The sequence below is a fragment of the Citrobacter enshiensis genome, assembly GCF_029338175.1.
Taxonomy (GTDB): domain Bacteria; phylum Pseudomonadota; class Gammaproteobacteria; order Enterobacterales; family Enterobacteriaceae; genus Citrobacter_D; species Citrobacter_D enshiensis.
In genome coordinates, this window is record NZ_CP119862.1 from 4,380,812 (window position 1) to 4,400,476 (window position 19,665).

Sequence of the window (19,665 nt, forward strand, 5' to 3'; positions counted from 1 at the left end):
TGCGAGGTGCAGAACAACATGATTACATCATGCCGCCCATGCCCACCCATGCCGCCCATACCACCAGCAGCACCTAAGTCAGCCCCATCGCCTTTCGGCAGGTCGGTGACCATGCACTCGGTGGTGATCATCAGGCCAGCAACAGAAAGCTGCGTACTGCAGAGCAGACGGGTAACTTTGGTTGGATCCAGGATACCCATGTCGATCATGTTGCCGTATTCTTCAGTTGCAGCGTTGTAACCGTAGTTACCGTCGCCCGCCTTTCACGGTGTTAGGCCACAACTGACGGTTCTTCACCCGCAGTTCAGCACGATCTGACGCAGCGGGGATTCCCATTGCGGCGCAGCGCAACTTTTGATACCCACGTTCTGGTCTTCGTTCTGGCCACGCAGTTCAGACAGTTTGCTTGCTACGCGAATCAGCGCAACACCACCACCGGCAACCACACCTTCTTCACTGACAGCACGGGTCGCGTGCAGAGCATCTTCAACGCGTGCTTTCTTCTCTTTCATTTCAACTTCGGTCAGCAGCACCCACTTTGATGACTGCAACGCCGCCTGCCAGTTTCGCTACGCGCTCCTGCAGTTTTTCACGGTCGTAGTCGGAAGTTGCTTCTTCGATCTGCTGGCGAATCTGAGTCACACGACCCTGGATTGCACGCTTCTTCACCCACGCCATCGATGATGATGGTGGTGTCTTTGTTGATCACAACGCGTTTTGCCTGGCCCAGGTCTTCCAGGGTCGCTTTTTCCAGTTCCATACCGATCTCTTCAGAGATAACGGTACCACCGGTCAGAGTAGCGATATCCTGCAGCATCGCTTTACGGCGGTCGCCGAAGCCAGGTGCTTTAACCGCAGCCACTTTCACGATGCCACGCATGGTGTTAACCACCAGAGTCGCCAGCGCTTCGCCTTCAACATCTTCAGCGATGATCAGCAGCGGTTTGCCTGCTTTCGCAACGGCTTCCAGAACCGGCAGCATTTCACGGATGTTGGAGATTTTTTTATCAGCCAGCAGGATGAACGGCGTTTCCAGTTCTACTGCGCCAGTTTCCGGCTTGTTGATGAAGTAAGGAGACAGGTAGCCACGGTCAAACTGCATACCTTCAACCACGTCCAGTTCGTCCTGCAGACCGGTACCGTCTTCAACGGTGATCACGCCTTCTTTACCGACTTTGTCCATCGCTTCAGCGATCAGTTTACCTACAGTTTCGTCGGAGTTAGCGGAGATAGTACCAACCTGAGCGATAGCTTTAGAGTCAGAGCAACGGTACAGACAGTGCTTTCAGCTCTTCAACCGCAGCAGCGACAGCTTTGTCGATACCACGTTTCAGATCCATCGGGTTCATGCCCGCAGCCACAGCTTTCAGGCCTTCAGTGATGATGGACTGAGCCAGTACGGTCGCAGTGGTAGTACCGTCGCCTGCAGCGTCGTTCGCTTTAGAGGCAACTTCTTTCACCATCTGCGCGCCCATGTTTTCGAACTTGTCGTCCAGCTCGATTTCACGTGCTACGGAAACACCATCTTTAGTGATGGCCGGGGCACCGAAAGATTTATCCAGAACCACGTTACGGCCTTTCGGACCGAGGGTTACTTTCACTGCATCTGCCAGTACGTTTACGCCGCGCAGCATTTTCACACGAGCGTCGTTACCGAATTTTACGTCTTTAGCTGCCATTATCTCTTTTCCTTAAATTCGTATGTTCAGTGTCGTTCGCGGATTACGCTTCAACAATTGCCAGAAATGTCGCTTTCGGACATGATCAGCACTTCTTGGTTGTCGATCTTCTCGGACTTCACGCCGTAGCCATCGTTGAAAATAACGATGTCGCCGACTTTCACGTCCAGCGGCTGCACACTACCGTTTTCCAGGATGCGGCCCTTACCGACAGCGATGATTTCGCCACGAGTTGATTTACCTGCTGCAGAACCGGTCAGAACGATGCCGCCAGCTGATTTGGATTCAACTTCTTTACGTTTGACGATCACACGATCATGTAACGGACGAATACTCATTGATAGCTCTCCTTTGAGAAAGTCTTTATCAGTTATGGGTGACGCCGGCCCGTAAACGGATTTCCCGGCTAGTGACCAGAGAGATGGGGATGGGGTTATACCCCTTCAAGGGGGAAACCAAAAAAAAATTCTTATCAGGAGAAAATCCGGTCAAAACACCAACCCACCTCACATTTCGCACCAATTTCAGGGCCGCCGTCATCAGCAAATCTGATTGTGATACCATCGAAAATCTGCGCAGTTGCCTGAATTTTAGGCGTAACCGGATAACGTTTCATGAGCGGACTAAAACAAGAGCTGGGACTGGCTCAGGGGATTGGCCTGTTATCGACATCATTGTTAGGCACCGGTGTCTTTGCCGTTCCTGCACTGGCCGCGCTTGTCGCGGGGAATACCAGCCTGTGGGCGTGGCCGATACTCATCGTGTTAGTTTTTCCGGTGGCCATTCGTGTTTGCGGTACTTGGCCGCCATTACCCCAGCGCCGGAGGCGTGGCGCATTTTGTGGGAATGGCGTTTGGGAATCATATGGAGCGGGTTACCGGCTGGCTGTTTTTGTCGGTCATTCCCGTCGGTTTACCCGCCGCGCTGCATATTGCTGCGGGTTTCGGCCAGGCGATGTTCGGCTGGCACGGCGGGCAATTACTGCTGGCGGAACTGGGGACCCTGATACTGGTGTGGTACATCGGTTCTCGCGGTGCCAGTTCCAGCGCTAACCTGCAAACCATCATCGCGGGTCTGATTGTGGCGCTGATTGTCGCCATCTGGTGGGCTGGTGAACTGCAACCCGCTGAAATCCCCTTCCCTGCAGTTACCGATATTGCGCTTCCCGGATTGTTCGCAGCGCTGTCGGTGATGTTCTGGTGTTTGTCGGCCTTGAAGCCTTCGCACACCTGGCGTCTGAATTCAAAAAACCGGAACGTGACTTTCCGCGCGCCCTGATGATTGGCCTGGTGTTGGCGGGCTCTGTTTACTGGGCATGTACGGTGGTGGTGCTGCATTTTGGCGCCTACGGCGAGCAGATGGCGGCGGCGGCTTCGCTGCCTGAAATTGTCGTGCAGTTGTTTGGCGTACAGGCGTTGTGGGTCGCCTGCGTCATTGGCTATCTGGCCTGTTTTGCCAGTCTGAACATTTATATTCAAAGTTTTGCCCGTCTGGTCTGGTCGCAAGCGAGCGATAACACACCTGACCATTATCTGGCGCGCCTCTCCTCCCGCCAGATCCCACACAATGCGCTGAACGCCGTACTGGTATGTTGCGTTATCAGTACCTTGTGCATTTATGCGCTCGACATCAACCTCGATGCGCTGATTGTCTACGCTAAGGGCATCTTTATTATGATCTATGCTGCTGTGCATGGCTGGCCGGGTGGCCGTTTTACTGAAGGGGAGCGCTATCGCATGCTGGCGTCGTTGGTGGGTCTGCTGTGCCTGCTTTTACTGGCGATGGTCGGCTGGAAAAGCCTGTACGCCATTATTATGCTGGCGGTGCTATGGCTATTTTTACCGAGGCGGAAACAGCTTGAAAGCCATTTGTAAGCCGGATAAGCGCTGCACCATCCGGCCTGGATGCCCGTGGCGCTAAACTTACCGGGCCGACTCTATTTAATCGCGGCGATCGTCTTTATGATCGATGCGGTCGCGCTCCTCATCCTTGCGCTGAAACTCGCCGTCAAACGTATCTCCACCGCCCGTTCCGGCGCTAAAACCGCCGCCCGGCATCCGGGAGAAACGCAGGTGCGGCAGCAGTTTCATCGTCAGATGCTTCTGTACCGGCGGTAATAAAAGAAGAAGGCCGAGGAAATCGGTGAAGAAACCCGGCAGAACCAACAACAGACCGGCAATGATCAGCGACACGCTCTTGATCATCTCCGCAGCCGGGCTTTCTCCCGCCGCCATTTTCTGCTGCATCAGCAAAAAGTTTTTAAATCCTTGATTGCGTACCAGCGACATACCAACGATCGAAGAGAAGATCACCAGAATCAACGTCATTAGTACGCCCAGTACCTGGGAGACCTGGATAAAAATAGAAATCTCAATGTAAACATAGAGAAAAATGGCAATAAGTGGTATCCAGCGCAAAGGGTTCTCCTGTAGGGTAACCGCTGTTTCAGCACGTCTGTTTGAATGATTGTGCAATTTGCATCCAACTTATATTGAGGTGCTTAGCAAGAATTTCAAGCCGTTTGTGAACATATTTGTGGGAGTAATCCCAAAGGGGTGATCTATCTTCACAAAATAATAAATAAGGAGTAATTACCCACATTTTAAGTGATCCAGATTACGGTAGAAAATCCTGAAGCAGCATATCATCTCGGACATCAGACCGATGCAGGGGATAATCGTCGGTCAGGAAACATTCGAAACCACATATATCCTGTGTGTTTAATGTAATTTTTTGGCAGCTTGAAAAAGAAGGTTCACATGTTAAACAACATTCGTATCGAAGAAGATTTGTTGGGTACCAGGGAAGTTCCAGCGGAAGCCTACTACGGTGTTCACACTCTGAGAGCGATTGAAAACTTCTACATTAGCAATAACAAAATCAGTGATATTCCTGAATTTGTTCGCGGTATGGTAATGGTGAAAAAGGCAGCGGCCCTGGCCAACAAAGAGCTGCAAACTATTCCTAAGAGTGTGGCGAATGCCCATCATTGCCGCCTGTGATGAAGTCCTTAACAACGGCAAATGCATGGACCAGTTCCCGGTAGACGTATACCAGGGCGGTGCAGGCACCTCCGTAAACATGAATACCAACGAAGTGCTGGCCAATATTGGGCTGGAACTGATGGGTCACCAGAAAGGTGAATATCAGTACCTGAACCCGAACGACGACCCCACGTTAACAAATGTCAGTCCAACCAACGACGCTTACCCGACCGGTTTCCGCATCGCGGTGTATGCTTCTCTCATTAAACTGATTGATGCTATCAGCCAACTGCGGCGAAGGGCTTTGAGCGTAAAGCGGGAAGAATTCCAGGGTATCCTGAAAATGGGTCGTACCCAGCTGCAAGATGCTGTGCCGATGACCCTGGGCCAGGAATTCCGTGCTTTCAGCGTACTGCTGAAAGAAGAAGTGAAGAACATTGGACGTACTGCAGAACTGCTGCTGGAAGTTAACCTCGGCGCAACGGCAATCGGTACGGGCCTGAACACCCCTAAAGAGTACTCTCCTTTAGGCGGTACAGAAACTGGCTGAAGTCACTGGCTTTGCCTGTGTACCAGCAGAAGACCTGATTGAAGCGACCTCTGACTGCGGCGCTTACGTTATGGTGCACGGCGCGCTGAAACGTCTGGCTGTGAAGATGTCCAAAATCTGTAACGACCTGCGTTTGCTCTCTTCTGGCCCACGTGCCGGTCTGAATGAAATCAACCTGCCGGAACTGCAGGCGGGTTCTTCCATCATGCCAGCTAAAGTGAACCCGGTTATTCCAGAAGTCGTTAACCAGGTATGCTTTAAAGTCATCGGTAACGACATCACTGTAACCATGGCGTCTGAAGCAGGTCAGCTGCAGCTGAACGTAATGGAGCCGGTTATTGGTCAGGCAATGTTTGAATCTATCCACATCCTGAGCAACGCCTGCTACAACCTGCTGGAAAAATGCGTTAACGGTATCACTGCTAATAAAGAAGTCTGTGAAGCATTCGTTTACAACTCAATCGGTATCGTCACTTACCTCAACCCGTTCATCGGCCACCACAACGGCGACATCGTTGGTAAAATCTGTGCTGAAACCGGTAAGAGTGTACGTGAAGTCGTACTGGAGCGCGGTCTGTTGACTGAAGCTGAGCTGGACGATATTTTCTCCCCACAGAACCTGATGCACCCTGCTTACAAAGCAAAACGCTATACTGATGAAAGCGAACAGTAATTGTACAGGGTAGTACCACAAGAGGCACGTCAGATGACGTGCCTTTTTTCTTGTTAGAAGTTACTTAAAAACAACAATTTAATATCAACTTGTTAAACAACAAGGAAGGCTAATATGATAGTTTGTAGAACTTATCATCGTTTTGCTGGCAATCTTTTTGGGCGCCAGACTTGGGGGCATTGGTATAGGATTTGCAGGTGGGCTTGGCGTTTTGGTTCTGGCAGCCATAGGCGTGAAGCCCGGTAATATCCCGTTCGATGTTATTTCCATCATCATGGCGGTAATCGCAGCCATCTCTGCCATGCAGGTCGCAGGCGGTCTGGACTATCTGGTTCACCAGACAGAAAAACTGCTGCGTAAAAACCCGAAATACATCACGATCCTCGCTCCGATTGTGACTTATTTCCTGACTATCTTTGCAGGTACAGGCAACATCTCTCTGGCAACTCTGCCAGTTATCGCTGAAGTGGCGAAGGAACAAGGGATCAAACCTTGCCGTCCGCTCTCCACTGGCGGTGGTCTCTGCACAGATCGCCAATCTACCGCGTCGCCAATCTCTGCGGCGGTGGTATACATGTCTTCCGTCATGGAAGGTCATGGCATCAGCTACATTCACCTGCTGTCCGTGGTCATTCCGTCCACCCTGCTGGCAGTGCTGGTAATGTCCTTCCTGGTCACCATGCTGTTTAACTCTAAACTTTCTGACGATCCGGTATACCGTAAGCGTCTGGAAGAAGGTTTGGTTGAGCTGCGCGGCGAGCGCCAGGTTGAGATCAAGTCCGGTGCGAAATCATCCGTTTGGTTGTTCCTGCTGGGCGTGGTTTGTGTTGTGGGCTTATGCCATCATCAACAGCCCGAGCCTCGGCCTGGTCGCTAAACCGCTGATGAACACCACCAACGCAATTCTGATCATCATGCTGAGCGTCGCAACGCTGACCACCATTATCTGCCGTATTGAGACTGATTCCATCCTGAACTCCAGCACCTTCAAAGCAGGGATGAGCGCCTGTATTTGTATCCTGGGTGTGGCATGGCTGGGGCGACACCTTCGTTTCTGCCAACATCGATTGGATCAAAGACACTGCTGGTAGCGTGATTCAGGGTCATCCGTGGTTGCTGGCGGTGATCTTCTTCTTTGCTTCTGCACTGCTGTACTCTCAGGCTGCAACGGCTAAAGCACTGATGCCGATGGCGCTGGCGCTGAAACGTTTCTCCGCTTGACTGCTGTAGCTTCTTTCGCAGCCGTTTCCGGTCTGTTCATTCTGCCAACCTACCCGACGCTGGTTGCGGCGGTTCAGATGGATGACACGGGTACAACCCGTATCGGTAAGTTAGTCTTTAACCATCCGTTCTTCATCCCTGGTACGCTGGGTGTTGTTCTTGCTGTTTGCTTCGGCTGTCCTGCTGGGCAGGCTTCATGCTGTAAGTGTTACCCGCGGGGGCGTTTATACGCCCGCAGCGCCTTCCCCGCTTTGACTAACATCCTTCCCTCGTCCGTTGTATAGTGACCACTCTCTTGGCTGGGTCAATCTGTCCTTTCGAGGTGTTTATGCTTGATGTTAACAGTCAGGATATGTCCATCCCCGATGCCGTTGTGGTGCTCTGTACCGCGCCGGATGAAGCAACAGCCCAGGACCTGGCAGCCAAAGTGCTGGCAGAAAAGCTGGCGGCATGCGCCACGCTGATCCCCGGAGCCACTTCCCTCTATTACTGGGAAGGGAAACTGGAACAGGAATACGAAGTGCAGATGATCTTCAAATCCTCGGTTTTGCACCAGCAAGCGCTTCTAGACTGCCTGAAGTCTCACCACCCCTATCAAACCCCTGAACTTCTGGTTTTACCCGTTACTCACGGAGACAGTGATTACCTCTCATGGCTCAACGCATCCTTACGCTGATCCTGCTGCTGTGCAGCACATCCGTCTTCGCGGCAGATTATTTGACGCGCCTGGTCGCTCGCAGTTTGTACCTGCCGACCAGGCATTTAGCTTTGATTTTCAGCAGAACCAGCATGACCTTAATCTCTCCTGGCAGGTGAAAGAAGGTTATTACCTTTATCGCAAGCAAATCAGTATCACGCCGTCTCAGGCAGAGATTGCCGCTGTACAGCTTCCGGCTGGCGTCTGGCACGAAGACGAATTTTATGGCAAAAGCGAAATCTACCGCCAGCGGTTGACGATTCCGGTGACGGTCAACCAGGCGGCTTCTGGCGCGACATTAACCGTCGTCTATCAGGGATGTGCTGACGCCGGTTTCTGCTACCCGCCAGAGACCAAAACACGTGCCGCTGAGCCAGGTGATTGCCAGTGCGGATGTGCTACCGGTGACGGCCTCCTTCAACAACGCAGCCAGAAAATGCACCGCAGCCAGACAGCCAACTGCCCTTTTCCGCATTGTGGGCATTGCTGATAGGGATTGGCATTGCGTTTACGCCATGCGTTCTGGCCGATGTACCCGCTCATTTCGAGTATCGTGCTGGGCGCAAGCAGCGCCTCTCAACGGACGCGCTCTGCTGCTTGACCTTTATCTACGTGCAGGGGATGGCGCTGACCTACAACCGCGCGTTGGCCTGGTCGTCGCGGCGGCCGGATTACAGTTTCAGGCCGCGTTGGCAGCATCCTTACGTCTTGATCGGCCTTGCGGTGGTGTTTTACCCTGCTGGCGCTGTCGATGTTTGGCCTGTTCACGCTACAGCTCCCTTCTTCGCTACAAACACGCCTCACGCTGATGAGTAATCGTCAGCAGGGTGGATCGCCTGGCGGCGTGTTTGCGATGGGGGCGATTGCCGGGCTGATCTGTTCGCCGTGCACCACCGCGCCGTTAAGCGCAATTTTGCTGTATATCGCCCAGAGCGGAAACATGTGGCTCGGTGGTGGGACGCTCTATCTCTACGCGCTGGGGATGGGGTTACCGCTGATTCTGGTCACCGTCTTCGGCAACCGCCTGCTGCCCAAAAGCGGTCCGTGGATGGAACATGTCAAAACGGCCTTTGGGTTTGTCATCCTTGCGCTGCCCGTCTTTTTACTCGAGCGTATCATCGGTGACGCATGGGGCCTGCGTCTGTGGGCGCTACTGGGCGTCGCCTTCTTTGGCTGGGCATTTATCACCAGTCTGCAGGCAAAACGGCGCTGGATGCGCATGGTACAGATTGTCCTGCTGGCCGCAGCGCTGGTCAGCGTGCGTCCGTTGCAGGATTGGGCGTTCGGTAGCGCAACCGCGCAAACGCAGGCGCATCTGAACTTTACGCCTGTCGCCTCGGTCGATGAATTAACTCAGGCGCTGGCGCGCGCCAAAGGCAAACCCGTGATGCTGGATCTGTATGCCGACTGGTGCGTCGCCTGTAAAGAGTTTGAGAAATATACCTTCAGCGATCCGCAGGTACAGCAGGCATTAGGCGATACGGTGCTGTTACAGGCCAATGTCACCGCCAACAACGCGCAGGATGTGGCCTTACTGAAGCACTTACACGTGCTGGGATTGCCCACAATTTTGTTCTTTGACGCGCAGGGGAATGAACACCCGCAAGCGCGGGTAACGGGCTTTATGGATGCGGCGACCTTTAGCGCACATTTGCGCGATCGGCAACCGTGAGCGACACTTGCAAAAGGAAAAACAGAGGAAAATACCGTGCAACGTGAAGATGTCCTGGGAGAAGCCCTAAAATTACTTGAGACTCAAGGGATAGCAACGACCACACTGGAGATGGTCGCCAAACGCGTTGATTATCCGCTCGACGAACTGAAACGTTTTTGGCCGGATAAAGAGGCGATTCTCTATGATGCGTTACGTCATTTGAGTCATCAGATAGAGACCTGGCGTCGTCAGCTTATATTGGATGAAACACTGAGTGCAGAGCAAAAGCTCCTGGCGCGCTATAGCGCCTTGTCAGAATGCATGAGTAATCACCGCTATCCAGGCTGCCTGTTTATCGCCGCCTGCACGTTTTATCCTGATCCCTCCCATCCGATTCATCAACTGGCAGATCAACAAAAACGGGCCGCGCACGATTTTACCCACGAGTTGCTGACCACGCTGGAAATTGACGATCCGGCCATGGTCGCCCGGCAGATGGAACTGGTGCTGGAGGGGTGTCTCAGCCGTATGCTGGTGAACCGCAGCCAGGCCGATGTCGATACTGCGCATCGTCTGGCGGAAGATATTCTGCGGTTTGCTCAGTGCCGTAAGGCGGGCGCACTGACCTGATCCACCTATCGCTCCCCTTCTGATGCGCATATAATTTCAACAATACTGATACGTAAAGGGAATTATATGCGCCGTCTCACACCCTCATTGCGGCAGCAGGGTTGTTTTCAATCCAGCTCTTCGCTGCACCGTTAACGGGCTTTTCGTTTGACCACAAAGACTGGGAACTCTCCTGCGACAATACCGGCACCTGCCGTGCCGCAGGTTACGGCGTCAATACCGGAGAAGTCAGCGTCTTGTTGACCCGTCAGGCAGGCCCAGGGCAGCAGGTCACCGGACTGGCGACCTTCGCACAAACCCAAAGCGATATTCCTGCCGATGCCAGCGTGAGCATGTTCATCGATGATCAATCGCAGGGAACACTCACGGCCAAAGACAGAGAGCATTTCTGTTTCAACAGCTCGCAAATAACCGCCCTGCTTCAGGCGCTGATTCAGGACAAAAAAATTGAGCTTGCGCTAAATGGGCAGCGCAAAACGCTCTCCAGCGCAGGTGCCAATGCCGTGTTGCTTAAAATGGATGAATACCAGAAGCGCATAGGAACCAAAAATGCCCTGCTGCGTAAAGGCAAGGCCGGTGACGAAAACGTACTGGCGGCGGTTCCGGCGCCTGTCATTATTGCCGCGCCCGTGATGCCTTCAGCGCCCGCAACGCCATTAACAGCGGACCAACGCAAGATAGTAGAGACAAAACTCACCAATGACTGCGATGACTGGGATAACGAGAATATCCCGGCCAAAGACCGCCAGTTAACGCTCACCGCAATTGATAAATCGCATACCCTGATCCAGGGGCTCTGCTGGCGCGCCGCGTATAACGAAGGATACGCCATGTGGGTGGTAGACAGCGCACTGGCCAGCGACCCGCAGCTCATCACTACCGATGCCACCAGCTACGCCGATGGCATGATTACGTTCTTCAATAAAGGTCGCGGTATCGCCGACTGCGTCAGCGGGGAAGAGTGGGTGTGGGACGGCAAAACGTTTGTGCGCAGCCTGAAATACACCACTGGCGACTGCCGGGAAATCGTCCTCGGCGGCACCTGGATGTTACCGACCGTTGTTAGCCAGGTTGAGGCGGCGCAAAAAAGTCAGTGAGCATGACAACATGCGGTGATTTTAAGCAAAATAACGCTATCCGATACAGAATCGCCGTAAAGTTAAGCAATCAGACAACAAAACGAGAAATCTGGTTGACGGGGATACAGATTACGGTTTAATGCGCCCCGTTGCCCGGATAGCTCAGTCGGTAGAGCAGGGGATTGAAAATCCCCGTGTCCTTGGTTCGATTCCGAGTCCGGGCACCACTTATTCAGAAAAACCAGCCTACGGGCTGGTTTTTTGCTTTCTGGGTTCCGGTAGATTTCTGGTCGTTCTGCCCACAGGTTCCACAACTTCACCTTCTGAACCACACCCGGGCATTTTCCCTTAGCAACACTCCTGCCCTCCGTTAACTGTGTCCCGGTCTGCTGACTTTCAGACAGGGAGTATCACGGTTTGTCTGGAGTTTCTTTTTTTGCCTTATCAGCGGCTTCTTTCGCTGCTTCAGTGGCCTTGCCTGGCGTGTTCCAGGGCAACTTCACTCCGTGATTCCTCTGCATCTTTCTCTTTGCGCGCGACTTCGTCCATGATGAGTCGATAGGCGATGTAGTACTTGTAGATGTTACTCACATAGGTGACGGTCTCGGCACCTATCTGTTCAGCGGCCAGATATTCCACGTTGCCAAACCAGACATCAGGGTCAAAGCCACGCGTCTTTGTTTCAGCGCGTAGCCGGGCAATGCGGGCCGCACCCGCATTGTAAGAGGCGAACGAGAAGAGCGCCTTATCAAGGCGGGTCATCGGCTCATCACCGTAGTAATTGTCTATCATCCAGCGCATGTATTTCACCCCAGCATGGATGTTGGGATCCAGCTTACGGATGTCACCCACTTTCATTTCCTTGCCCGTACGCGGCATCACCTGCATCACGCCAATGGCCCCCACATGGCTGCGGGCTGACTGGTTGAGCCGCGACTCCTGATAACCCTGAGCGGCCATCAGCAGCCAGTCCACGTCAATAGCGATCGCCGTACTTTCTGAACAAAGCCACCATATTCAGCAGTTTGCGACGCTCCTTCTCCGCTGCGGCACTTTTGACATACTTTGCGCTCTTCAGGTAGCGAAACAAAAGGATGTTACCCAGTTTGCTGCCCTGGCCATTTTCCTTAACGAAGTCATTCAGCAACGCGAGAAGCTCTGGGCTATTTTTGCGTACTGCCCACGCGATATTGGCATCGTCGCGCAACACAATATCTTCGTGTATCTGAATTTTTGGAAACACTTGTTTCCAAAACTCTGCTTTATGGCGATCGACGACAATCAACGGGATGAGACCGGCATTCAGCATTTCGATAAGATCTTCATCCTCAAGTGATTCAGGGGCTTCCTCGAGAATTACGGGGGGAAGTGATGCTTTAGCAAAGCGTGCGTTAAGCACCTTCAGGCTCTCGTAATAGCTCGATGAGGGGCGCACAAACACCGTCTTGCCCGAAAGTTGATCCAGGGGTCTCTACCTTAGGGGAGTTGGGGACAGAGAGCAGCAGTTCTTTGACATTAAGATAAAGGGGGAGATGGTGAAATCCACGAGTTTCTGACGATCCGGGGTGATGGTCAGATTTGCGGCGGCGATATCGCCCCGTCCCTCGTTGAGTGCCATGAACAACTGATCACGCGCCACCGCACAAAGATAATGCGAACTTTGAGGTGGCGTTGTTTTAGCTTGTCCTCCTTCAGTAACCTGGCGTTGAGTTCGCGTTCAAACGCCATAAACACGTCATGGGTGGCTCCGCGCGGGGTTCCCTTGTTGATGAAGAAAAACGTCTTACTGTAAGTCGTCAGTACCCGGATCACCCGGCGATCGAGCATCCCTGGCAGATCCCCCACCCAGGGTTGCAGCAGTTCATCCATGTTGACTTCGAGCACCTCTCGCTCCTCCTGCTGAGGTTGATCCTGTTCAGCAGTAACCGTAGGGCGGCTGATTTTGCTCAGCAGAAACAGCATACACGGGGGACGACGAGCAGCAGCACGGTAATAAGGGCGATGAAAAGACGGTGAAAAGAGAGAGCATTCATGGCGAGAAACTCCGCATGGCGCATCCTTTCATTTTAGCCAACGCCGGAACTCTCTGTGCACTTCGACAGTTTTCCAGAAACTGCGTTACGCCAGTGATCACGCGTTTAAAAACCCAAATCTTGCGCCGCTCGGCAGAAATCATTGTCCTGACTTGCATTTTTATACCTTGTGCACTGCACTCAAATCCAGGAAACAACCGACAACACCGGGTGAGGATGATGGGGATCAGCGACGCAGCGTGGGAGGGAACGTATCGGGTTCCGGGAGTCATAAACCCTACCCGTTGTAATGGTATCCACCTGAATAAACAAGGAATGTCCTTGTGAGCCTCGCCATTGAATTTGTCGGTATCTGCAAAGCATTTGGCCCGGTGCGCGTGTTGCATGGGGTGAGTTTTACGCTGGCGCCGGGAAAAATATATGGCCTGTTGGGGGAAAACGGTGCCGGTAAATCGACCCTGATGAAGATTCTCGCCGGTTACGAGCAGGCCAGCGAAGGGGAAGTGCGTATTGACGGCACCGCCCGTCATTTCCGTTCGTCTCGTGAGGCCGAGCAAGCCGGTGTGGTATTGATCCATCAGGAATTCAATCTTGCCGAGCACCTCACGATTGCCCAAAATATTTTCCTCGGTCATGAATACAAACGGGGCTGGCTGCTGGATGAGCGCGCCATGGAAAAGGCGAGCGCGCACTGTCTTGCCGACGTCGGTCTCAGGATCTCACCGAATACGCTGATACGGCGACTGATCGTCGCAGAGAAGCAGTTGGTCGAGATAGCCAAAGCGTTATCACGCCAGGCGCGTTTGTTAATCATGGACGAGCCCACCGCCACGCTGACCCCAGCAGAAACAGCGCGATTATTCGCATTGATAGGCAAGCTTAAGGAAGATGGGGTCACCATCATCTATATCTCCCACAAACTTGATGAGGTCAAACGCATCACCGATGAGGTCATCGTGATGCGCGATGGTCGTTTCGTTACCCGTGCCGCCACCGCCGATCTCACACGCCAGCAGATGGCGAACCTGATGGTTGGACGCGACATGTCCGACATGTTTCCCCCGAAACTTTCACCTGCCACAGAGGCGCCTATTGCACTGGCCGTCGAGGGGCTGTCAGTACCCGGCTGGATCGACGAGCTCAGCTTTAACGTGCACGCGGGTGAGATCCTCGGCTTCGCCGGTCTGGTCGGTGCCGGACGCACTGAGGCTTTTGAAGCCATCGTGGGGCTGCGGCCACGCAGTGCCGGTACGCTGACGCTGGGAGGAAAAACAGTTCGGGCCCAACAACCCACGCGATGCCATGCGCCATGGCCTCACGTATATGCCGGAAGATCGCAAAGGCAAGGGCTTGCATATCAATCTGGGGCTGAGCGAAAACCTGACGCTGATGACCCTGGAACGCTATCCACGCCTTTACTCAATCAGCGCGCTGAGTCGGGAGGGCGCTTGAGCAGGCGGTAACGGTCTTTGGGCTCAGAGTGGGCGATCTTAGCGCCAGGGCGCGCATGCTTTCCGGGGGGAATCAACAAAAATTGGTGCTTGCCAAATACTTGCACCCGGACCCGCGCGTCATCGTGCTTGATGAGCCCACTCGTGGCGTCGATGTGGGGGCCAAAAGAGATATCTATTTTCTGATCCAACGACTCGCCGCAGAAGGACGCGCCGTGATCGTCATCTCCAGCGAGTTAATTGAACTGATCGGTTTATGCCATCGCGTACTGGTGTTACGTGCTGGGCGGTTGCAGGCAGAGCTTAGCGCTGAGAATCTGAACGAAGAGGAGCTGATCACCTATGCTACCGGTACCCACTGATCTTTTCGTTGTCTTCCGTCGCACCTGGTCGCACCTTTCGGGATTTGGCCCACTGATCGGGTTGATTCTTTTGTGTGTCACCGGCACCTTGCTTAACCCGGATTTTGCCACCCTCGACAACCTGATGAATGTGCTGACCCGCACGGCTTTTATCGGCATCATCGCGGTGGGCATGACCTTTGTCATTATGTCCGGCGGCATAGATCTTTCAGTTGGCTCCATGGCAGCACTGATCGCAGGCTGTGTGATTCCTGTTTATGAATCACTTCACCGGAAATCCCCTGGCCGGCGTGGTGTTGGGGGGCGCTGTTCGCGCTGGTGCTGGGCGCACTGTTTGGTTCCTTGCATGGCTTGCTGATTACCAAAGGGCAGATCGAACCCTTTGTCGTGACCCTCGGCACCCTGGGTATCTTTCGGGGCCTGCCTCACCTGGCTGGGCTGATGGGGGGAGCGCTCACGCTCGCTGACACTCAGGCGGATATCTACAGCCCTGTCTATTATGGCAGTTTGCTCGGCGTGCCCATTCCGGTGTGGGTGTTTGCCATCGTGGCGCTGGCGGGCGGGCTGTTACTCAACCGTACCGCTTTTGGCCGCTATGCACAGGCCATCGGATCTAACGAGCAGGTCGCGCGTTATGCCGCGATCCGCGTTGATCGTATCAAGATCCTGACCTATGCGCTGCTCGGTTTCTGTGTGGGAATCGCGACACTGCTGTATGTTCCACGGCTGGGTTCCGCCACCCCGAGTACCGGCTTGTTGTGGGAGCTGGAAGCCATCGCTGCCGTGGTGGTGGGCGGGAGGACCCTCAAGGGAGGGGAAGGACGCATTGTCGGTACGGTGATCGGTGCCATCCTGCTTTCCGTGATCAGCAACATTCTTAATCTCACCAGCATCATCAGCGTTTATCTCAACGCCGCCGTTCAGGGGGTGGTGATTATCATCGTCGCCTTCCTGCAACGCGGGCGCTGAAGTAGTGGTAACAGAGGAAATCCGCGGGCACGCGGGCAAACCGTTTGATTTACTGGAGATAACTCGATGAATAACGCGCTTCGCATTATTGGTGCCAGTGTCCTTGCCTGCTCGCTCAACACCAGCTGGGCGGCAGAGAGTGTAACGCTGGGCGTCTCTATTCCCACGGCTACCCACAGTTTCACCCTCCGGCATCGTCTGGTGGGCCAACAAGGCCAAAGCAGATTTGGAGAAAGAGCATCCCGATCTCAAGGTCATTGTGAAAACGGCCGCCAACGCCCCCGAACAGGCGAATCAACTGCAGGATCTGTTAACGGTCAACAAAATGAATACCCTGGTGATTTTCCCCTTTGAATCCGCAACACTGACCAAGCCAGTGGCGCAGGTGAAAGAGAAAGGCGTGTATGTCACGGTCGTGGACAGAGGGTTGACCGACACCAAAGCCCAGGATGCTTACGTCGCCGGTGACAACACCGCATTTGGCAAACTGCCTGCCGAATATCTGGCGAAGGCCATGAACGGTAAAGGCGAACTGGTCGCCTTGCGCGGCATTCCGACCACGCTGGATAACGAACGTTTTGACGCCTTCACTGCCGTTATCAAACAACACCCTGAAATGAAAATTCTTGATGCCAAATACGGCAACTGGAACCGGGATGACGCCTTCAAAGTGATGCAAGACTTCCTCACGCGCTATAAGCATATTGATGCTGTCTGGGCTGCCGATGATGATATGGCGGTAGGCGTGCTCAAGGCCATTGACCAGGCCAAACGTGATGACATCAAAATCGTTTTTGGTGGCGCGGGTGCCAAAGGGGCGGTCAAAACGTTAATGGAGGGAAGCGATCCACGCATCCAGGCTAACGTCTCCTATTCACCCAAGTTTATCTACGATGCGATCAAGCTGACCGCAGAGGCGCGCCTGCAGGGCAAGGAACTGCCTGCCAAAACCATTATTCCTTCGGTGTTGATCACCAAAGAGAATGCCAAAGATTTCTACTTCCCTGATTCGCCGTTCTGAGTTTGTGTACCTGCGGGGTGTGGCGACTCACCCCGCAACACCCACGTTCACGTATGATGAAGGAGTTGCGCATGAAAACCATCAAAGGACCCGGCTGTCTTTCTTGCACAATTTATCGGTGACCGCCCTCCCTTCGATACGTTGCAGGGGCTGGCTGGCTGGGCCGCAGGTCTGGGATTCAACGGGGTGCAGCTCCCCACCAATCATCCCCATCTGTTCGATTTGATTCAGGCGGCAGACAGCCAAACCTATTGTGACGAGGTCGCCGGGCAACTGGCAGAGCATGGGCTCGTCATCACAGAGCTTTCCACTCACCTGCAGGGACAACTGGTGGCGGTGCATCCGGCCTATGATTCTCTGTTTGACCAGTTCGCTGCGCCAGAGATGCGGGGGAAACCGGCCGCACGTACTGAGTGGGCGGTTAATCAACTGATGGCGGCGGCGAAGGCATCTCAGCGTCTGGGGTTAACAGCACATGCGACCTTTAGTGGAGCCTTCGCTTGGCCTTACCTTTACCCCTGGCCCCAGCGACCGGCAGGGCTTATCGATGAAGCCTTTGCCGAGCTGGCACACCGTTGGCGCCCTGTCCTGGATGCTTTTGATGAGCAAGGCGTTGACGTTTGTTATGAGCTGCACCCCGGTGAAGATCTACACGACGGGGTGACGTTCGAACGTTTTCTGGCGGCACTGGATGCGCATCCGCGAGCCAATATCCTCTATGACCCCAGCCACTTCTTATTGCAACATCTTGATTATCTGGCGTTTATCGACATATACCATCAGCGGATTAAGGCGTTTCACGTAAAAGATGCCGAGTTTCGGCCCCACCGGACGTCAGGGCGTGTACGGGGGGGTATCAGGAATGGCTGGACCGTGCAGGGCGTTTTCGCTCACTCGGTGACGGTCAGATAGACTTTACGGGCGATTTTCTCGAAGCTGACCCAGTATGACTATTCAGGCTGGGCCGTGCTGGAGTGGGAGTGCGCCCTTAAACACCCAGAGAGCGGTGCTGCTGAAGGAGCGCAGTTTATTCGCCAGCACATCATTCGGGTGGCAGAACATGCCTTTGATGACTTTGCCAACAGCCGTCTCGATCCTGCTCAGTTGTCCACCTTGCTGGGACTGGGAGCAAAAACATGAATCGCCGTCTGCGTCTTGGCATGGTGGGGGGAGGACAAGGTGCCTTTATCGGTGCCGTACACCGAATGGCCGCCAGGCTGGATGATCACTACGAACTGTTAGCGGCTGCCCTCTCAGGCGATCCCGACAGAGCGGTGACCAGTGCGGCTGAACTGAGACTCCCACGCAGTTACAGCGATTTTCGCGAGATGGCGCGGCTGGAGTCTGCCCGTCCGGACGGTATAGAAGTCGTCGCTATCGTGACACCCAATCATCTGCATGCCCCTGTGGCAACCGCTTTTCTTGATGCCGGTATCCCATGTGATCTGCGATAAACCGCTGGCGCTGACGCTCGGGGAAGGACAGGCACTGGCCGCGCTGGCAAAACGGCAGCAGCGGGCTGTTTGCCGTAACGCACACCTACAGCGGATACCCGATGGTGCGCCATGCCCGCGCTCTGGTGGCTGCAGGTGAACTTGGCGAGTTGCGTTATGTGCAGGTGGGAATATCTTCAGGACTGGCTGGCAGAACCTCTGGAAGCCAGCGGTCATCGACAGGCGGCCTGGCGTACCGACCCCGCACGGGCCGGTCAGGCAGGTTGCCTGGGTGACATCGGCACTCATGCCTGGCATCTCGCCGCCTTTGTCAGTGGTCAGTTACCGAAAGCGCTCAGCGCCGAGCTTCACACCTTTGTCCCCGGCAGGCGGGTTGATGATCATGTTCAGGTCTGGATGCGTTACCCCCAATGGCGCCCGTGGCGCATTGGTAGCGAGTCAGGTAGCCAGCGGTGAGGAAAACCGACTGGTACTGCGTATCTACGGCTCCCGCGCCAGTTTAGTCTTCAGTCAGGAGGAGCCGAACCAGCTTTGGTTTACCCCCACTTGCGGGTCAGGCACAGCGGCTGACACGGGGACGCAGTGTAAGTTCGGCGGCAACGCATGCCACCCGTTGTGCCAGCGGGTCATCCGGAGGGCTATCTGGAAGCTTTTGCTCAGCTGTATACCGATGCCGCACTGCGCATTCATGCCATGCAGGCAGGGGGGCCTCCCCCGTCTGAGACAGACGATCTTCCCTGTGTGGAAGAGGGGGTTAACGGCATGCGTTTTATTGATGCGGTGTTAGACAGTCACCGTGCAGGTGGTGCCTGGATACCGTTCTAAATCCAAAATCGCCCATACCTCACGGAAATGAGAGCTTCCGGACAGAAGGTTTTCAACCGTAGTGTGCATGAGTTATGGAAGAGTGGTTTTGTATCGTGCCAGATGGCACTGCACTTATCAGACCCACAGGCCGGATAAGGCGTGCAAACGACGCTATCCGGCATTTTTCACAAACCGCAGACGCAAAAAAGCCCATCCGTCAGGATGGGCTTCTTCACTTGTCTGATGCCTGGCAGTTCCCTACTCTCGCATGGGGAGACCCCACACTACCATCGGCGCTACGGCGTTTCACTTCTGAGTTCGGCATGGGGTCAGGTGGGACCACCGCGCTACAGCCGCCAGGCAAATTCTGTTTATCAACACACCTTACGGTCTGTCGATGT

The 19,665-nt window shown here is 54.2% G+C and carries 17 protein-coding genes, 1 tRNA gene, 1 rRNA gene and 8 pseudogenes; 22 read left to right on the plus strand and 5 right to left on the minus strand.

Annotated features, from left to right (window positions below):
- Positions 1-22 precede the first annotated feature (22 nt).
- A pseudogene (gene groL, locus P2W74_RS20875) lies at positions 23-1,679 on the minus strand (chaperonin GroEL).
- A 43-nt stretch (positions 1,680-1,722) separates the two neighbouring features.
- Positions 1,723-2,017, minus strand: a pseudogene (locus P2W74_RS20880) (co-chaperone GroES).
- Positions 2,018-2,293: 276 nt separating this feature from the next.
- On the opposite strand from P2W74_RS20880, the pseudogene yjeH reads away from it, so the two are divergent.
- A pseudogene (yjeH, locus tag P2W74_RS20885) lies at positions 2,294-3,553 on the plus strand (L-methionine/branched-chain amino acid transporter).
- A 66-nt stretch (positions 3,554-3,619) separates the two neighbouring features.
- Here yjeH and P2W74_RS20890 read toward each other — a convergent pair.
- Positions 3,620-4,096, minus strand: coding sequence for an FxsA family protein (locus tag P2W74_RS20890; protein WP_203359200.1), 477 nt, complete (start codon positions 4,094-4,096; stop codon positions 3,620-3,622).
- 342 nt (positions 4,097-4,438) lie between these two features.
- Between P2W74_RS20890 and aspA the strand changes: the two are divergent.
- The 11 genes and pseudogenes from aspA to P2W74_RS20925 all read left to right on the plus strand — a co-directional run bounded on the left by aspA (position 4,439) and on the right by P2W74_RS20925 (position 11,394).
- A pseudogene (gene aspA, locus P2W74_RS20895) lies at positions 4,439-5,886 on the plus strand (aspartate ammonia-lyase).
- A gap of 157 nt (positions 5,887-6,043) precedes the next feature.
- On the plus strand, positions 6,044-6,763 hold the full coding sequence (locus P2W74_RS23710) for an anaerobic C4-dicarboxylate transporter (protein ID WP_412767204.1): 720 nt from the start codon (positions 6,044-6,046) through the stop codon (positions 6,761-6,763).
- Positions 6,711-6,977, plus strand: coding sequence for an anaerobic C4-dicarboxylate transporter family protein (locus P2W74_RS23715; protein WP_412767205.1), 267 nt, complete (start codon positions 6,711-6,713; stop codon positions 6,975-6,977). The genes P2W74_RS23710 and P2W74_RS23715 overlap by 53 nt, the downstream gene beginning before the upstream one ends.
- A gap of 1 nt (position 6,978) precedes the next feature.
- Positions 6,979-7,107, plus strand: coding sequence for an anaerobic C4-dicarboxylate transporter family protein (locus P2W74_RS23720; protein ID WP_412767206.1), 129 nt, complete (start codon positions 6,979-6,981; stop codon positions 7,105-7,107).
- Between the two features lie 328 nt (positions 7,108-7,435).
- Entirely contained in the window at positions 7,436-7,783 is a 348-nt protein-coding gene (gene cutA, locus P2W74_RS20905) for a divalent cation tolerance protein CutA (RefSeq protein ID WP_276293067.1), read from the plus strand.
- Positions 7,759-8,191: pseudogene (locus P2W74_RS23840) on the plus strand (protein-disulfide reductase DsbD domain-containing protein); the annotation flags it as partial. The gene cutA and the pseudogene P2W74_RS23840, both read left to right, overlap by 25 nt.
- Before the next feature lie 96 nt (positions 8,192-8,287).
- Positions 8,288-8,620 carry a cytochrome c biogenesis protein CcdA gene (locus P2W74_RS23845; RefSeq protein WP_459560542.1) on the plus strand — a complete coding sequence of 111 codons (333 nt, stop codon included), beginning with the start codon at positions 8,288-8,290 and terminating at the stop codon, positions 8,618-8,620.
- A complete protein-coding gene (dsbD, locus tag P2W74_RS23850; RefSeq protein ID WP_459560535.1) occupies positions 8,523-9,476 on the plus strand; it encodes a protein-disulfide reductase DsbD in 954 nt (317 codons plus the stop codon). The genes P2W74_RS23845 and dsbD overlap by 98 nt, the downstream gene beginning before the upstream one ends.
- Before the next feature lie 36 nt (positions 9,477-9,512).
- The gene (locus P2W74_RS20915; protein WP_276293068.1) at positions 9,513-10,088 is read left to right on the plus strand and encodes a transcriptional regulator; all 576 of its coding nucleotides are present in this window, start codon (positions 9,513-9,515) and stop codon (positions 10,086-10,088) included.
- Positions 10,089-10,174: 86 nt separating this feature from the next.
- Positions 10,175-11,182, plus strand: a pseudogene (locus P2W74_RS20920) (DUF1176 domain-containing protein); the annotation flags it as partial.
- A gap of 136 nt (positions 11,183-11,318) precedes the next feature.
- Positions 11,319-11,394 (plus strand) — tRNA-Phe (locus P2W74_RS20925).
- A 238-nt stretch (positions 11,395-11,632) separates the two neighbouring features.
- Here P2W74_RS20925 and P2W74_RS23725 read toward each other — a convergent pair.
- A pseudogene (locus P2W74_RS23725) lies at positions 11,633-13,200 on the minus strand (MltF family protein).
- Between the two features lie 323 nt (positions 13,201-13,523).
- Here P2W74_RS23725 and P2W74_RS20945 point away from each other — a divergent pair.
- From P2W74_RS20945 to P2W74_RS20990, 10 genes and pseudogenes are all read left to right on the plus strand, one after another.
- Positions 13,524-14,663, plus strand: a complete 1,140-nt coding sequence (locus tag P2W74_RS20945; protein ID WP_276293071.1) for a sugar ABC transporter ATP-binding protein — start codon at positions 13,524-13,526, stop codon at positions 14,661-14,663.
- 17 nt (positions 14,664-14,680) lie between these two features.
- Positions 14,681-15,013, plus strand: coding sequence for an ATP-binding cassette domain-containing protein (locus P2W74_RS20950; protein ID WP_276293072.1), 333 nt, complete (start codon positions 14,681-14,683; stop codon positions 15,011-15,013).
- Entirely contained in the window at positions 14,994-15,371 is a 378-nt protein-coding gene (locus P2W74_RS20955; protein ID WP_276293073.1) for an ABC transporter permease, read from the plus strand. Before P2W74_RS20950 ends, P2W74_RS20955 begins: the two co-directional genes overlap by 20 nt.
- A complete protein-coding gene (locus P2W74_RS20960) occupies positions 15,332-15,982 on the plus strand; it encodes an ABC transporter permease (RefSeq protein WP_276293074.1) in 651 nt (216 codons plus the stop codon). The genes P2W74_RS20955 and P2W74_RS20960 overlap by 40 nt, the downstream gene beginning before the upstream one ends.
- Positions 15,983-16,208: 226 nt before the next feature.
- A complete protein-coding gene (locus P2W74_RS20965) occupies positions 16,209-17,003 on the plus strand; it encodes a substrate-binding domain-containing protein (protein ID WP_276293075.1) in 795 nt (264 codons plus the stop codon).
- 71 nt (positions 17,004-17,074) lie between these two features.
- Positions 17,075-18,143: pseudogene (locus P2W74_RS20970) on the plus strand (sugar phosphate isomerase/epimerase family protein).
- The gene (locus tag P2W74_RS20975) at positions 18,140-18,457 is read left to right on the plus strand and encodes a Gfo/Idh/MocA family oxidoreductase (protein WP_276293076.1); all 318 of its coding nucleotides are present in this window, start codon (positions 18,140-18,142) and stop codon (positions 18,455-18,457) included. Before P2W74_RS20970 ends, P2W74_RS20975 begins: the two are co-directional and overlap by 4 nt.
- Positions 18,444-18,596, plus strand: coding sequence for a Rossmann-fold NAD(P)-binding domain-containing protein (locus P2W74_RS20980; protein WP_276293077.1), 153 nt, complete (start codon positions 18,444-18,446; stop codon positions 18,594-18,596). Before P2W74_RS20975 ends, P2W74_RS20980 begins: the two co-directional genes overlap by 14 nt.
- Before the next feature lie 17 nt (positions 18,597-18,613).
- Positions 18,614-18,913, plus strand: coding sequence for a Gfo/Idh/MocA family protein (locus tag P2W74_RS20985; protein ID WP_276293078.1), 300 nt, complete (start codon positions 18,614-18,616; stop codon positions 18,911-18,913).
- 147 nt (positions 18,914-19,060) lie between these two features.
- Entirely contained in the window at positions 19,061-19,282 is a 222-nt protein-coding gene (locus tag P2W74_RS20990) for a hypothetical protein (RefSeq protein WP_276293079.1), read from the plus strand.
- Between the two features lie 227 nt (positions 19,283-19,509).
- On the opposite strand, the gene rrf is transcribed toward P2W74_RS20990, so the two are convergent.
- Positions 19,510-19,625, minus strand: a 5S ribosomal RNA gene (gene rrf / locus P2W74_RS20995).
- Positions 19,626-19,665: the final 40 nt, after the last annotated feature.

Coding starts and splice junctions, on each gene's coding strand:
- cutA (WP_276293067.1), top strand. CDS start 7,436: ATGCTTGATGTTAACAGTCAGGATATGTCCATCCCCGATGCCGTTGTG.
- P2W74_RS20955 (WP_276293073.1), top strand. CDS start 14,994: ATGCTACCGGTACCCACTGATCTTTTCGTTGTCTTCCGTCGCACCTGG.
- P2W74_RS20975 (WP_276293076.1), top strand. CDS start 18,140: ATGAATCGCCGTCTGCGTCTTGGCATGGTGGGGGGAGGACAAGGTGCC.
- P2W74_RS20985 (WP_276293078.1), top strand. CDS start 18,614: ATGTGCAGGTGGGAATATCTTCAGGACTGGCTGGCAGAACCTCTGGAA.
- P2W74_RS20990 (WP_276293079.1), top strand. CDS start 19,061: ATGCCACCCGTTGTGCCAGCGGGTCATCCGGAGGGCTATCTGGAAGCT.